The organism is Parafrankia discariae, from assembly GCF_000373365.1.
GTDB lineage: Bacteria > Actinomycetota > Actinomycetes > Frankiales > Frankiaceae > Parafrankia > Parafrankia discariae.
The window spans coordinates 1-13339 of sequence record NZ_KB891159.1 but is presented as its reverse complement, the minus strand read 5'-3'; the positions used below and the strand labels follow the sequence as shown (position 1 = coordinate 13339).

15 protein-coding genes and 1 pseudogene are annotated in these 13339 nt (G+C 70.8%); 5 read left to right on the top strand and 11 right to left on the bottom strand.

From position 1 onward, the window contains the following. Positions 1-39 precede the first annotated feature (39 nt). Both B056_RS0108480 and B056_RS0108475 read left to right on the top strand, forming a co-directional pair. Positions 40-1821: a serine/threonine-protein kinase gene (locus B056_RS0108480; protein ID WP_026239468.1), complete on the top strand. Its 1782-nt coding sequence runs from the start codon at positions 40-42 to the stop codon at positions 1819-1821. Between the two features lie 512 nt (positions 1822-2333). Beyond that, positions 2334-3281 (top strand): methionyl-tRNA formyltransferase, encoded by a 948-nt coding sequence (locus B056_RS0108475; protein ID WP_026239467.1) that lies wholly within the window; start codon positions 2334-2336, stop codon positions 3279-3281. Here the strand turns inward: B056_RS0108475 and B056_RS0108470 are convergent. The 3 genes from B056_RS0108470 to B056_RS0108460 are packed head-to-tail and all read right to left on the bottom strand — an operon-like array spanning position 3265 to position 3974. Next, the gene (locus B056_RS0108470; protein ID WP_018501439.1) at positions 3265-3549 is read right to left on the bottom strand and encodes a hypothetical protein; all 285 of its coding nucleotides are present in this window, start codon (positions 3547-3549) and stop codon (positions 3265-3267) included. The genes B056_RS0108475 and B056_RS0108470 overlap by 17 nt on opposite strands. 24 nt (positions 3550-3573) lie before the next feature. Further along, positions 3574-3732 (bottom strand): hypothetical protein, encoded by a 159-nt coding sequence (locus tag B056_RS42570; RefSeq protein ID WP_018501438.1) that lies wholly within the window; start codon positions 3730-3732, stop codon positions 3574-3576. Next, positions 3729-3974, bottom strand: a complete 246-nt coding sequence (locus tag B056_RS0108460; RefSeq protein WP_018501437.1) for an MbtH family protein — start codon at positions 3972-3974, stop codon at positions 3729-3731. Before B056_RS0108460 ends, B056_RS42570 begins: the two co-directional genes overlap by 4 nt. A 754-nt stretch (positions 3975-4728) precedes the next feature. On the opposite strand from B056_RS0108460, the gene B056_RS0108455 reads away from it, so the two are divergent. Further along, a complete protein-coding gene (locus B056_RS0108455; protein ID WP_018501436.1) occupies positions 4729-6120 on the top strand; it encodes a lysine N(6)-hydroxylase/L-ornithine N(5)-oxygenase family protein in 1392 nt (463 codons plus the stop codon). A gap of 115 nt (positions 6121-6235) precedes the next feature. On the opposite strand, the gene B056_RS0108450 is transcribed toward B056_RS0108455, so the two are convergent. The 6 genes from B056_RS0108450 to B056_RS0108425 all read right to left on the bottom strand — a co-directional run bounded on the left by B056_RS0108450 (position 6236) and on the right by B056_RS0108425 (position 11435). Next, entirely contained in the window at positions 6236-8476 is a 2241-nt protein-coding gene (locus B056_RS0108450) for a RecQ family ATP-dependent DNA helicase (RefSeq protein ID WP_018501435.1), read from the bottom strand. Positions 8477-8588: 112 nt separating this feature from the next. Next, positions 8589-9017 carry a VOC family protein gene (locus tag B056_RS0108445; protein ID WP_018501434.1) on the bottom strand — a complete coding sequence of 143 codons (429 nt, stop codon included), beginning with the start codon at positions 9015-9017 and terminating at the stop codon, positions 8589-8591. Positions 9018-9056: 39 nt separating this feature from the next. After that, positions 9057-9509 (bottom strand): helix-turn-helix transcriptional regulator, encoded by a 453-nt coding sequence (locus B056_RS0108440; RefSeq protein WP_018501433.1) that lies wholly within the window; start codon positions 9507-9509, stop codon positions 9057-9059. Continuing rightward, positions 9506-10003 carry a hypothetical protein gene (locus tag B056_RS0108435; RefSeq protein ID WP_154676922.1) on the bottom strand — a complete coding sequence of 166 codons (498 nt, stop codon included), beginning with the start codon at positions 10001-10003 and terminating at the stop codon, positions 9506-9508. Before B056_RS0108435 ends, B056_RS0108440 begins: the two co-directional genes overlap by 4 nt. Positions 10004-10041: 38 nt before the next feature. Further along, positions 10042-10389, bottom strand: a complete 348-nt coding sequence (locus B056_RS35830) for an SCO4848 family membrane protein (protein ID WP_018501431.1) — start codon at positions 10387-10389, stop codon at positions 10042-10044. Between the two features lie 107 nt (positions 10390-10496). Continuing rightward, positions 10497-11435, bottom strand: a complete 939-nt coding sequence (locus B056_RS0108425) for an RNA polymerase sigma-70 factor (RefSeq protein ID WP_026239466.1) — start codon at positions 11433-11435, stop codon at positions 10497-10499. Between the two features lie 330 nt (positions 11436-11765). Between B056_RS0108425 and B056_RS0108420 the strand changes: the two genes are divergently transcribed. Next, the gene (locus tag B056_RS0108420; protein WP_018501429.1) at positions 11766-12251 is read left to right on the top strand and encodes a carboxymuconolactone decarboxylase family protein; all 486 of its coding nucleotides are present in this window, start codon (positions 11766-11768) and stop codon (positions 12249-12251) included. A gap of 204 nt (positions 12252-12455) precedes the next feature. On the opposite strand, the gene B056_RS0108415 is transcribed toward B056_RS0108420, so the two are convergent. Next, positions 12456-12683 (bottom strand): type II toxin-antitoxin system HicA family toxin, encoded by a 228-nt coding sequence (locus B056_RS0108415; RefSeq protein ID WP_018501428.1) that lies wholly within the window; start codon positions 12681-12683, stop codon positions 12456-12458. Then, positions 12680-12901, bottom strand: coding sequence for a type II toxin-antitoxin system HicB family antitoxin (locus B056_RS35825; RefSeq protein ID WP_026239465.1), 222 nt, complete (start codon positions 12899-12901; stop codon positions 12680-12682). The genes B056_RS0108415 and B056_RS35825 overlap by 4 nt, the downstream gene beginning before the upstream one ends. Before the next feature lie 194 nt (positions 12902-13095). Between B056_RS35825 and B056_RS35820 the strand changes: the two are divergent. Further along, positions 13096-13339 (top strand): annotated as a pseudogene (locus B056_RS35820) (IS701 family transposase); the annotation flags it as partial.

Genomic DNA, 13339 nt, shown 5'->3' with positions numbered 1-13339 from the left:
GCGTCCGGTCCAGTCAATTCGTCTGTCAGACTTGACTCGATGGCCAGATCGGCGAGCGTGCCCCCCGATACCTCTCGGCACGGCACACCCCGCTACGTAGCGCAGCGCTACCGCCTCGACACACCCATCGGGCGCGGTGGCGCTGGCGTTGTGTGGTGCGGCGAGGACGAGCTGCTCCAGCGGCCAGTGGCAATCAAGGAAATCCTCGTGCCGATGGCGGGCGCGCAGGCGGAGCGGGATGCCATCCGGGCCCGGGTGCTGCGCGAGGCGCGGGCGCTGGCCCGGCTGCACAGCCCGGCCATCGTCTCGGTCTTCGACGTCGTCGAGGAGCACGAGCGGCACTGGATCGTCATGGAGCTCGTCGACGCGGACAGCCTCGGCGACACCATCAAGAACCATGGCCCGCTGCCGTTCGACCAGGTCGCCGCGATCGGGCTGGCGCTGGCGGACGCGCTGGCCGCCGCCCACTCGGCCGGTGTGCTGCACCGTGACGTGAAGCCGGGCAACGTGCTGCTGGGCCGGGACAACCGGGTCCGCCTCACCGACTTCGGCATCGCCGCGACCGAGGGCGACGTGACCCTGACCGGGACGGGCGCGCTCGTCGGCTCCCCGGCCTACATCGCCCCGGAACGGGTGCGCGGCTCCTCTGGCACGCCCGCGAGCGACCTGTGGGGGCTCGGCGCGACGCTCTACTCGGCGGTCGAGGGCTGCCCGCCCTTCGAGGGCCCGGAGACCTACGCCGTGCTGAGCGCCGTGGTGGAGGGCCGGCGGCGGCCGTTCCGGCTCGCCGGACCACTGCGCGGGCTGCTCACCGACCTGCTCGACCGCCCGGCCGAGCTGCGCCCGGACGTCGACGAGATCCGCCGCCGCCTGACGCCCATCGCGCGCAACGCCACGCCCGTCCCCGCGGTCGTGACGAATCCGCGTGGGCGCCAGCCCGAGCCCGACGTGGACGAACCGTCCTCGGACGACGGTCTGGAGAACCTGGCCCCGCCGCCGTCGGTGCCCCGCACCGACCGCCAGCCGGCGCCGAGCGGCGATGTCGAGGTGACCGACCGGCTGCTGCCGGGCCGGGAGATGACGCCCCTGCCGCCACGCGCGGACGGCTCGCCCCCGGGTGACGACCTGACGGCCGTCGGGCATCTGCCGGCGACCGGGCCGAGCACAGCGAGCACGGGACCGCACGACGACATCACCCAGATCGGCGCCCTCGCCGCGGCCGCCGACCTGTTCGACCAGGACGACGCCAACATGGCCGCCGGCCTGCTCTCGCTGGACCGGGACGGCGAACGCGCCGGGCGCGCGGGCGCCTCGCACCGGGCACCGGCCGCGGGGCGCGGCGACCACCGCGGCGACGCCCCCCACGGACCGGCCGGCAAGGGCCGCCCGCCGGCCGTCGCGGTCATCGCCGGTGCGGCGGTGGCGGTGCTGGCGGGTCTGGCCGTCGCGCTCACGCTGCTGTTCACCGGCAACGGGGGCGGCTCCGACGGCACCAGCGCGGAGGGCACGTCTCCCTCGCCGTCGTTCGCCCCGCGGACACCGGACCCGCTGCCGACCGTCGACGTGGTGGTCACCGAGCCGGTCCAGACGCCGAACCGCCCGGCCTACACGCCCCGGGCGCGGCGGACGACCGCTCCGGTGCCACCGTCTTCGCCGGCTCAGACCGATCCGCCCGAGGTGACTCCCACGGCGGCGCCGACGACACCGCCGATGACCACCGCGCCGGCGTCGTCGGCGCCGGCGACCACACCGCCGGCGACCACACCGCCGGCGGGCGGGCCCACGACTCCCCCAGCCGACCCCACGCCGCCCGTCGGCTGATCACGGCCGGGACCGGCCGCCACCAGTCAGGTGGCCGGTCGGCTCGGCCTGTCCTCAACCGGCTGGCGGCACAGGCTGACGACCGCTGCCGTCGCGGCGCGGTTCGCTCCGGGTGGGATGTCATGTCGCCGGGGCGTGCCCGGACATCGCGGTTCGTGTCCGACCGGTCCGATTCGCTTGACAGTCGACACCGGACATCCCAGCATAAGTAAGCCTCACTTAAGAGGCTGACGGTCAGGTCGCGAGCGAGCCCTCACCCTGTCCGTGTGAATCCCGAAGCACGAGGAGTTTGCTGGCCGGCCCGCCCTCCGACCGGAGTCCATCCGGGCCGGCGGAGCGGCACACCCGGAGAGACCGGTGACCGGATCCCGGTGTCACCGGCGAGCTCCGGAGCCGTCGGCGAATTCCGCGACCTCCCACCGGGGCCGCCTGCCCGCGGCACACATTCCGGCCAGCGTCCCCGCCGTCCAACAGCCACCACACGAAGCGCCCACCAGAGGAGAAACGCTGACATGCGCGTTGTAATGTTCGGATATCAGACCTGGGGACATCGAACGCTACAGGCGCTCCTCAACTCCGACAATGACGTCACTCTCGTCGTCACCCACGAGAAGGGCGAAGGCGCGTACGAGAAGATCTGGGACGACTCGGTCGCCGACCTCGCCACCGAGGCCGGCGTGCCGGTGGCCATCCGGAACCGTCCCGACGACGAGGAACTGATCTCGCTGCTCAAGGCGGCCGACCCCGACGTCATCGTCGCCACTAACTGGCGCACCTGGATTCCGCCGCAGATCTTCAACCTGCCCCGGCTGGGAACGCTGAACATCCACGACTCGCTGCTGCCGGCCTACGCCGGGTTCGCGCCGCTGATCTGGGCGCTCATCAACAACGAGCCCGAGGTGGGCGTGACCGCGCACATGATGACCGACGACCTCGACGCCGGTGACATCGTGCTGCAGCGGCGGGTGCCGGTCGGCCCGCGCGACACGACGGCCGACCTGTTCCACCGCACGCTGGCGCTGTTCGGCCCGCTGGCCGTGGAGGGCCTGGAGCTGCTGGCGTCCGGGCGCACCGAGTGGGCGAAGCAGGACCGTTCGAAGGCGAGCTTCTTCCACAAGCGGTCGGACCTGGACAGCCTCATCGACTGGACCTGGACCGCCGAGGAGCTCGACCGGCTCGTCCGCGCCCAGTGCGACCCCTACCCCAACGCCTTCACGTACCGCGACGGCGAGCGGCTGCGGATCATCTCCGCGGAGGTGTCGCAGGGCGTCTACGGTGGCACCCCGGGACGGATCTTCATCCGGGAGGGGGACGGGATCGTCATCGTGGCCGGCGCCGAGGCGCGCCGCGGCCGCAGCCACGGGCTGCTGGTCCGGACGGTGCGCACCGACGACGGCCGGGAGCTGCCGGCGACGGAGTACTTCACCAAGATGGGCGGCTACCTCACCCGGCAGCCGTAACGTTGACGAGCCGGGTGACGCGCACGCGGCGCGTCACCCGGCTCGTCCGGACGGGCTCCCCGGGACGGGCGGCTTCGGCCGGCGACGGACCGCTCGGCTCCGCGGCGAGCAACCCGGCGAGCTCCGCCAGCTCAGCGGTGTCGAGGGCACGCGGGACGGCGACCCCGCCGGTCAGCCGCACCGCCCGCCGCGACACGAACACACGCAGCAGCGGGGTGACACCGGTCGGTTCGGACCGCCAGTCGCCGCCGTCCTTCCGGTGCCTCACCCCGGTGCCTCACCCCGGTGGCGCTCACACGACCTCGGCGAGCGCTCCCGAACCGCAGGACCACTCGCCGGCCCGCTCGTAGACCACGAACGGCGCGGCCAGCCCGCGCGCGAGACTCGCGGCGGTCCGCGGCGGCCGGTCGAACGGGACGGACCCGCTGCGGCAACTCCCCCGGACGCTCACCGCGGCGCGGAGACGCCGGAGGCGGACGCGCCCCTCTCCATCTGCTCGACCAGGCTGCGCGGACGCAGATCGGTCCAGTTGGCCTCGACGTAGTCGAGGCACGACTGACGGGTCTCCTCGCCGTGGACGACGGTCCAGCCCGCCGGCACCACGGCGAAACTCGGCCACAGCGAGTGTTGACCTTCCGAGTTGACCAGCACGAAAAAGGTGCCGTTCTCGTCGTCGAAGGGATTCGTCGACATGACTGCCGTCTCCTCGGATCGCGCCTACAGGTAAGACCCACTCAAGTCGGTGGTTAAGTAAGGCTAGCTTAAATAGAGCGACGCTGTCAGCCGTTACGACCGATTACTCGCCACCCGCCCGCTCCGTGACCTCTTGAGTACGGATAAGCCTGATTCCCCGATGAATTTCGATCATTGCCACGCTCCGTGATCGAACGGCGAGATCACGGGCCATCCACCCGCCCGGCACCTCACCCGGGCGAGCACCTGGGACCACCACGCCCGGACGCCCTGGATCACCTGTTGCCACCGTCCAGACCGTTAGGTTAGGTTTGCCTTATCAGGCAACGGACTTTCGGGTCAAGGCCGGTCGAGCGCCAGAACCGACGCATCGGATCCACTTGACCACCAACCCCAACCAACCTAAGTTAGCCTCACTTAACTTGCTCCCCATCCACGGCGAAGCCAGGCAGCCCATCGCCCCATCGCCCCATCGTCCACAAGAAGATCATCGCGGGAACACCCCGCCAGGCAGTCCACGACCTCACGGCAGGCCGGGATCCACGGCGGCCCGCCGGACCCACTCCAGGACCGGGCCGGGCACCCCGAAGAACAGCCCGAGGGGCCCGCGCCAAACCCGGCGCGATCAACCCGCGAAGCCGCCACCAACCGCCCGACCTCGGGGAACTTCTTGACAGCTCGACGCGCCACCCAGAACATAAGTTAAGTTAACCTTAATAAAGCCCGGTTACATTGACCGACCAGAGGGGCAGCCGTGGGAGACCGTCCGCCGACCGCGGAACTCGGTGTGCACGACATCATCGGAGTCGGGTTCGGGCCCTCGAACATCGCTCTGGCGATCGCAATCGAGGAACACAACAGCAGTGTCTCCGCCGGTGCGGCGCTACGCGCCGTCTTCCTCGAACGCCAGGTTCGTTTCGGGTGGCACCGGGGGATGCTCCTCGACGGAGCGACCATGCAGGTGTCCTACCTGAAGGACCTGGTAACCCTGCGCAATCCGTCGAGCAGCTTCACCTTTCTCGCGTTCCTCCATTCCAGGAACCGCCTGGTGGACTTCATCAACCACAAGACGATGTATCCGCTGCGCTCCGAATACCACGACTATCTGGAATGGGCCGCGGGCCGGCTCGACGACCTCGTCGAGTACGACACCGAGGTGGTCGACCTTCGGCCGGTGACCCACGAAGGCGAGATCGCCTACGTCGACGTGATCAGCCGGCACCGGGGAAACCCGGACCGGACGGTCGTGCGCCGGGCCCGCAACGTCGTCATCGCGGCCGGGCTGGAACCCAGGCTGCCCGACGGTGTCGAGATCGACGACCGGACCTGGCACAACCACGAGCTGCTGCACCGCCTCGCGCGGATGCCCTCGACGCCACGCGGCCGGTTCGTCGTGGTCGGGGCCGGCCAGAGCGCCGCCGAGGTGACCGAGCACCTGCACACGCGATTCCCGCAGGCCGAGGTCTTCTCGGTGTTCTCCCGCTACGGGTTCAGCCCGGCGGACAACAGCGGCTTCGTCAACCAGATCTTCGACCCGGACGCGGTCGACGAGTTCTACCACGCGCCCGAGAACGTCCGCGCCATGCTGCTCGGCTATCACCGTGGCACGAACTACTCGGCCGTGGACATGGACCTCATCGACGAGCTGTACCGCCGCGCCTACCAGGAAAAGGTGCGCGGCCCCCGGCGGCTGCACTTCCTGCGCGCGTCCCGAGCCGAATCCTTCGAGAAGCTGTCGGACGGCGTCCGGGTGCACATCCGGTATCTGCCGACCGGCGAGAAGCGCACCGTCGACACGGACACCGTCGTGCTCGCGACCGGATATCACGCCCGTGATCCCCGGCGCCTGCTCGGCGGGCTGGGAGAAGCCTGTCTCACCGCGGACGACGGTCAGCTCCAGGTCGGCCGCGATTACAGCGTCGACACGGTCGCGGGAACCACCGCGGGCATTTACGTACCCGGCGCGAGCGAGTATTCCCATGGAATCTCCTCGTCTCTGCTGTCGAACATCTCCGTGCGGGCCGGCGAGATCCTCACGTCGGTCCTCGACCGCCAGGAACTGGAGGTTCCCCTCGCCACGGTCCCCTCGGGGGTCGCCGGTTCCGGGTATCTCAACTCGCGGCCGAACGCCCAGCCACAGAGCTGATCCGCACCGACGCCCACCCGCGGGGAGGCGGCCCGCCGCCGACCGGTGGGATGCGCCGGGCGCGGTCACGCCGACCGTGCCGACCGTTCAACCGGTCTCCACCTACCGCGAGGGCTCAACCGGTCTCCACCGCGAGGGCGAACGGCAGCACGCCGGGCGCGCCGGCCTGCCGTAGCGCCCTGGCCGCGACGGTCATCGTCCAGCCCGTGACGATCAGGTCGTCGACCAGCAGCACCGGCCCGGCCAGTTCGGCGAGCGGGCCGGTGAGAGATGGTGGCACCTCGAAGGCCGACCACAGGCCGGCGAGGCGGTGCGCGCTGTTGTGCACCGGCCCCGCCGCCGGCCCGCCGGCCACGCGGGGAAGCCGCCCCAACAACGGCAGCCGCCCGACACCCGCGATCCGTTCGCCGAGATCCGCCACCAGCCGCGGGCGGGTCCGGGACGCCACCGTCACCACCGCCGCCGGGCGCCGCTCCCACCGCCACTCGGTCAGGGTTCGCACCACCGCCTCGAACAGGTCGTCGGGGACGGGGCCGTCCAGGGCGGCGGGAGGAGGGGCGAGCAACTGGCGCAGCCGGTTGCCCCACCCCAGATCGTTGAGCCGGGCGACCACGCGGCCGGGCTCCGCGGCGGCCGACGCGGGAATCCGACCGGACGCGGTGATCCCCAGCGTGCGCATGCCCGTCGGCCACATCCGACGCGGCTCGACGGGCACGCCCGTCCGGCGCAGTTCCGCACGGGCGCTGTCCCGTGAGCGGGAGGAGACCTCGGTGGACCACACCCGGCCGGTGCACCGGTCGCACCGGCCGCACGGCACCGCGTACGGGTCGTCGAGCGCGTGGCGCAGGAACTCCATCCGGCAGGACGGCGTCGCGATGTAGTCGAGCATCGCCTGCTGCTCACGGGCCCGCGCGGCGGCGACCCGCCGGAAGCGCTCCGCGTCGTACACCCACGGCTCCCCCGTCGCCTCCCAGCCGCCCTTGACCCGCCGGACGACGCCGTCCGCGTCCAGCACCTTCAGCATCTGCTCGAGCCGGGAGTGCCCCAGGTCGACGGCGGCGAGCAGGGCCTGGGTCGACATCGTCCGCCCGGCCCGGGCCAGGACGTCCAGCACCTGCCGGGCGACCGGCTCCGGTGGGAACGACGTGTCGGCGAAGTACCGCCAGATGTCGCGGTCCTCGGCGGCGGGCAGCAGGACGACCTCGGCGGAGTCCACCGCGCGCCCGGCCCGCCCGATCTGCTGGTAGTAGGCGATCGGCGAGTTCGGCGCGCCGACGTGGACGACGAAGCCGAGATCGGGCTTGTCGAAGCCCATCCCGAGCGCGCTGGTCGCCACCAGCGCCTTCACCCGGTTGCCGAGCAGGTCCTCCTCGGCGGCGATGCGCTCGGCCGCTTCCGTGCCACCGTGGTAGGTCGTCACCTCATGGCCCTGGCCGCGCAGGAACGCGGTCAGCTCCTCCGCGCCCGGCTTGGTGAGCGTGTAGATGATCCCGGAGCCGGGCAGCTCGACGAGGTGGTCGGCCAGCCAGCCGAACCGCTGCTCGGCCGCGGGGAGCGACACGACCGCCAGCCGCAGGCTCTCCCGGTCGAGAGCCCCCCGCAGGACCACGGTCTGCGTGTTCGTGGAGCCGGCGCCGAGCTGCTCGCTGACGTCCTCCACCACCCGCGCGTTGGCCGTGGCGGTCGTGGCGAGCACGGGCACGTCCGGCCGCAGCCCACCGATCAGTGACCGCAGCCGGCGGTAGTCGGGACGGAAGTCGTGGCCCCAGTCGGAGATGCAGTGCGCCTCGTCGACGACGAGCAGCCCCGTCGTGGCCGCGAGCTCCGGAAGGTACTCGTCGCGGAAGGTCGGGTTGTTCAACCGTTCGGGGCCGACGAGCAGCAGGTCCAGCTCCCCCGCCCGCAGCGCGGCGTAGACCTCGTCCCACTCGGTGAGGTTCCCCGAATGGATCTCCCCGGCCCGGATGCCCACCCGGGACGCCGCCGCCGCCTGGTTGCGGATCAGCGCCAGCAGCGGGGAGACGATGACGGTGGGCCCCACCCGGGCGCCGCCGGGCCGGCGCCCGCCGCCGAGCCCGCCCGGGCCGGCGACCGGCCCATCGACCGGAGCACCAGCCTGAGCATCAGCCGGGCCCAGGCCACCGAGGCCGCGCAGCAGCGCGGTGGCGAGGAAGTACACCGCGGACTTCCCCCAGCCGGTGCGCTGGACGAGCAGCACCCGCCGCCGCCCGCTGACGAGCGCGTCGATCGCCTGCCACTGGTCGTCACGCAGAACCGCGCCCGGCCCGGCCAGCGCCCGGAGCAGCTCCTCCGCCCGATCGCGCAGCGTCCCACCGACCGTCGCCTGATCCACCATGCCCTCTGTCTACCTGACCCCACCGACAGCTCCCGACCCGCCGCCGCCGGAGCCACTCACGGCGCGGGCCCGGCGGTGGGCCCGGCGGCGGGCGCGGGACGTCCGCGACCCGTCAGTCGAAGTCCTCCGGGCTGAACGTCTTCGGCTCGACCAGGACCAGCCAGTTGCCGGAGTTGTCACGCAACACGGCCTCCACCCCGTATGGGCGGTCGGCGGGCTCCTGCAGGAACTCGACGCCCTTCGCGCTCAACTCCTCGAAGGTCTTGCGGCAGTCGTCGACCCGCAGCCCGAGCCCGCCCATCTGTCCCTTGCCGAGCTGCCGGCGGACGAAGTCGGCGGCGTCCGGATCCAGCGGCGGCCCCGGGACCATCAGGGTCGCCTGGAGCTCGGGCTGACCGGGATGGCCGATCGTGACCCAGCGGAACTCGCCGCCCATCGAGACGTCCGCGCGCGGCTCGAAACCGAGCACGTCGACGTAGAAGTCCCGGGCCTTGTCCTGGTCGAGACAGTAGATCGTGACCAGCGAGATGTTTGTGATCATGCGAGAACCGTATGCCGCGCGGCCACGGCGTCGCTTCTCTCAGATTGCGCCGTCCGAGGTCGTGTCGGAGGTGCACCGCAGGTCCATCGGGCCGCGCATGAACAGGTAGCACCCCGGCACGTGCGGGCCGCCGCGGGCCGCCCAGCGGTTGCGGTACGCGGTGGGGCTCTCGCCGACGAGCTGGGTGAAACGAGCCGAGAAGGACCCGAGGCTCGCGAACCCGACCAGCACGCAGATCTCGGTGACCGTGAGGTTCGCGTGCCGCAGCAGGTCCTGCGCGCGCTCGATCCGGCGCCGCGTGACGTAGCGGATCGGGGTCTCCCCGTAGGCCGCCTCGAAGCTGCGAACCAGATGGAACTTCGACACCCGACCGACCCTGGCGAGCACGTCGAGGTCGAGCGGCTCCCGGTAGTGCCGATCGATATGATCACGGACCCGGCACAGGTGCGGCAGCAGCTCAGCCGCCACCGGCCGCGCGCCCGCCCTGGTCACGCCCCTGATGCTAGGGTCGCGGGCAATTCATCAGACTGTCGGGGGGCGAGGCCGACCGGCGGCTCGGGACGCTGACTCCCGTTGACCTCCACCGGGCCGCACGCCGTTCCCCTGGCCACCGCGAGGATCGTCCGCGACGTGGTCCGGTCCGGGGTGATCCCGTTCCGCTCGAACCTGCCCGGTATGCGCCGCAGGGCGACCGCGTCCCCGTCGGTCGCGGCCGCGCCGGTGGACGGGTCACGCAGATCGTCCAGACAGACGTGGGTCACGTCCGAGGCGATGGCCTCGTCGGACCGGCCGTCGGCCAGGGCGGGGAACGCCGTACGGAACGCGGCGACGAAAGCGCCCACCGCGGCCCGCCGCTGAAACGTCTCGAACGGGCCCGCCGCGGACGTCGGCCCCACGGGTGGCGGAACCTTCCCGTTCTCGTCCGAGCCGCATCCGGCCAGCCACAGCAGCACGACCCCGCCCGCGACAACGCTTCGAAATCGCATGACGTCTCCCCCGGATCATCCGGAAGATGCCAGCGACCTCAGCGACCGGGGCTGATCAGCCGGCCGGCGGAGGCAACATCATCCGTAGAACCGGGACGGCCCGCGCGCACCCCTCGGATGCCGAGCCAGCCGACAGCCGACCCGATCCCGATGGATACGACCGTCAAGATCAGATGGACCGTGAAAAAGCCGGTCGGGCCGCCATCCCAGGAACGATCGTCCTTCCATATGTTCCGGAGGAAATTCGGCCAGATGGCCCACGTCCACACACCCACCGCGATCAGGAACCAGGACGCACGCTTCGACAGAGTCACCCCACCAGCCTCGCACCGGCCGCCAGCCATGGTCTCCGTGTGGGGCGCGAGTTCGGACACGTTGTCCACCATGATCTACTGCGTGTCGCCGGGCACCTCGACGGCGGTGTCGAACAGTGGATCCGCAGCCGAAGCCGAGTGCGCGTGAGGCTGGACCTGTCCGCACTCGCTGGCCGCGTTCAGCGGCGAAGGGCGGTTTCCCGCTCGATGCGCGACAGCTTCTCGGGGTTGCGGACGGCATAGAGCCCGGTGATGAGGCCGTCGTCGATGCGTACCGCCACGACGCTGTCGATCTCGCCGTCGAGCCGGAGGATCAGCGCCGGGTAGCCGTTGACCTGTACCTGCTGCAGCGACATAACAGCGTCGATCCTGCCCAGCCCGGCGGCTAGCAGCCGGGCTACCTTGCCCGCTCCGACGACCGGGCGCAACACGGCCTGTTTGACCCCGCCGCCGTCACCCAGCAGGACGATGTCCGGGGCGAGGATGTCCAGCAGGTTCTGCAGATCGCCGGTCTCGACCGCCCGCTGGAACGCGTCGAGCGCGCCTCGGGTCTCGGCTGCGGAGACGACCGCACAAGGACGGCGCGCGGCGACATGCGCCCGCGCCCGGTGAGCGATCTGGCGGACCGTGGCCGGGCTCTTGTCGACGGCTGCCGCGATCTCGTCGTACCCGAAGTCGAACACCTCGCGCAGCACAAACACGGCCCGCTCGGTCGGCCGAAGCGTTTCCAGCACCAGCAGCATCGCCATGGAGACGCTGTCGGCCAACGCGACATCCTCGGCCACGTCGGGCGCGGTCAGCAATGGCTCTGGCAGCCAGGGGCCGACGTAGGACTCCCTGCGCCGGCCAAGCGTGCGCAGTCGATTCAGCGCCTGACGAGTGGTGATCTGCACCAGGTACGCCCGCTGGTCCCGCACGGTGGCGAGATCGACGCCTGCCCAGCGCAGCCAGCTCTCCTGGAGGATGTCCTCCGCGTCCACGGCCGAGCCGAGCATCTCGTAGGCGACCGTGAACAGCAGGTTGCGGTGGGCGAGGAACACCTCGGTAGCGGGGTCTGGACAGGCGTCCTCCTTCATGGGCCTCACAGCGTCGGGCGTCATCGGCGAAGTACCGGCCATGGACAACTCCTATTCACGCGCGGCTGGACCAGCCATGAGACGCCAGACCCCGCCGGTTTGTGACACCCAGGCAGCCCTTCCGCCGTCGGCTGCCCCGTCACGCGACGACGGGACGGCAGCGTGGACAGCGGGGCCGGATATCGCCGATGGACGTCCGACTGGGCCGGTCGCGACCGCGGCCGATGGCAGCTGATCCACCGATCGCGAGCCGACGGTCGGAGTGATATGTGGTCCAGGTCATAAGGCCACGTCGTCACGGGGACTGGGGTCGCTGGCATCTGGTGTTCGTCCAGTGCGGCAGCACGCAACACCACGAGTGAGGACGACATCATGGACGCCCGATTCAACATGTTCGGCAACGAGCTCGCCACCAGGTTCGGCAAGCGGTTCGCGAGCGCCAGCCTGGTGATCCACCAGTCGTCGCTGCCAAAGCCCACCCAGGAGCTGGTGTCGCTGCGGGCCAGCCAGATCAACGGCTGCGGCTTCTGCGTCGACATGCACACCAAGGAGGCCGCGGCTGCCGGTGAGACCTCCACCCGACTCAACCTGGTCGCCGCCTGGCGCGAGGCAGACGTATTCACCGAGGCCGAGCGAGCCGCGCTGGCACTCGCCGAAGAGGGAACCCGGCTCGCCGACGCCCACCTCGGCGTATCCGACGAGACCTGGGCCCAGATCCGCAAGCACTACGACGACGACCAGATCGCGGCCCTCGTCTGCCTCCTCGGCCTGATCAACGCGGCCAATCGGATGAACGTGATCGTGCGCAACCCAGCGGGTGGCTACGAACCCGGCATGGCCGCCAGCTTCGCGAGCTGACCGGGGGTGCCCCGGCCGGGGTTCATCCCCCGACCGGGCCGCCGCGTCCAGTGGCTACGACACCCGACCAGTACCTAGGTCATAGGTGAATGTTCTACAAATTTGGCCAGATCGCCCAGGTCCACACACCCACCGCGATCAGGAACCAGGACGCACGCTTCGACAGAGTCACCTGTCCAGCTTGCACCCGGGATCGCGTCAGGCTCAGGTGAGCAACGTCCTAAGCTCCTCCGCGTCGATGCCCGCCTGACGGAGGACCGAGGCGAGGGTGCCCGTCGCCAGCTCCCGATGAAGTGGGACGATCACGACCCGAGCGTTCTCCTTATGCCGCAGCTTGCAGTGCGAGCCACGCGTGGCGACCTCCTCGAAGCCGGCACACCCCAAAGCCTTCACCACCTTCGCCCCGGAAACCCGAGGCAGCGCGGGCGTCACGCCGAGAGGCGGATGTCCAGCGGGGCAACGATGGGGCCGTCCGCCGCGGTCACAGGGAAGGGCTGGTCCTCGAAGTACAGCTCCAGCGCCTCACGAAGATTCGCCAGCGACTCCTCGACGCTGACTCCCTGGCTGGTCACCTCGACCTCCAGAGCCCGCGCCACGTACCAGTCGCCCTCGTGCGTGACGACAGCCGTCAGCCGCACCGCTCGCTCCATGGAGATCAGCCTAGCCGTCTCTCCCGCGCCTGGCGAAGCACTCACCGCCACCTCCTTGACATGATCGACCAGACTTCTGTCGACCATACGAGCAGAAACAACCTCCGATGACCCGGGTACACACGAGAGACACAAGGCCGCTCCCGATCCAGGGGAGTACCTAGTACTGCAACGGCACTTGGTGGTCGTGGTGGATGATCTGCGTTGTGGTGGTGGAGGCGTGGGCTGGCGAGCTGGACGGGCTGTGTGGGCGGATCGGGGGCCGGTTCGGTCGGGCGGAGCCACGCCGGCGGGCCAGTGAGTATGTGTCCGGGCTGGTCGCCGGTTTGGACCGCAAGAACGGGTGGACGCTGGCGGAACGGGCCGGTGAACGGTCCCCGGACGGGATGCAGCGGTTGCTGCGCCGTGCGGACTGGGACGTGGACGGGGTCCGTGACG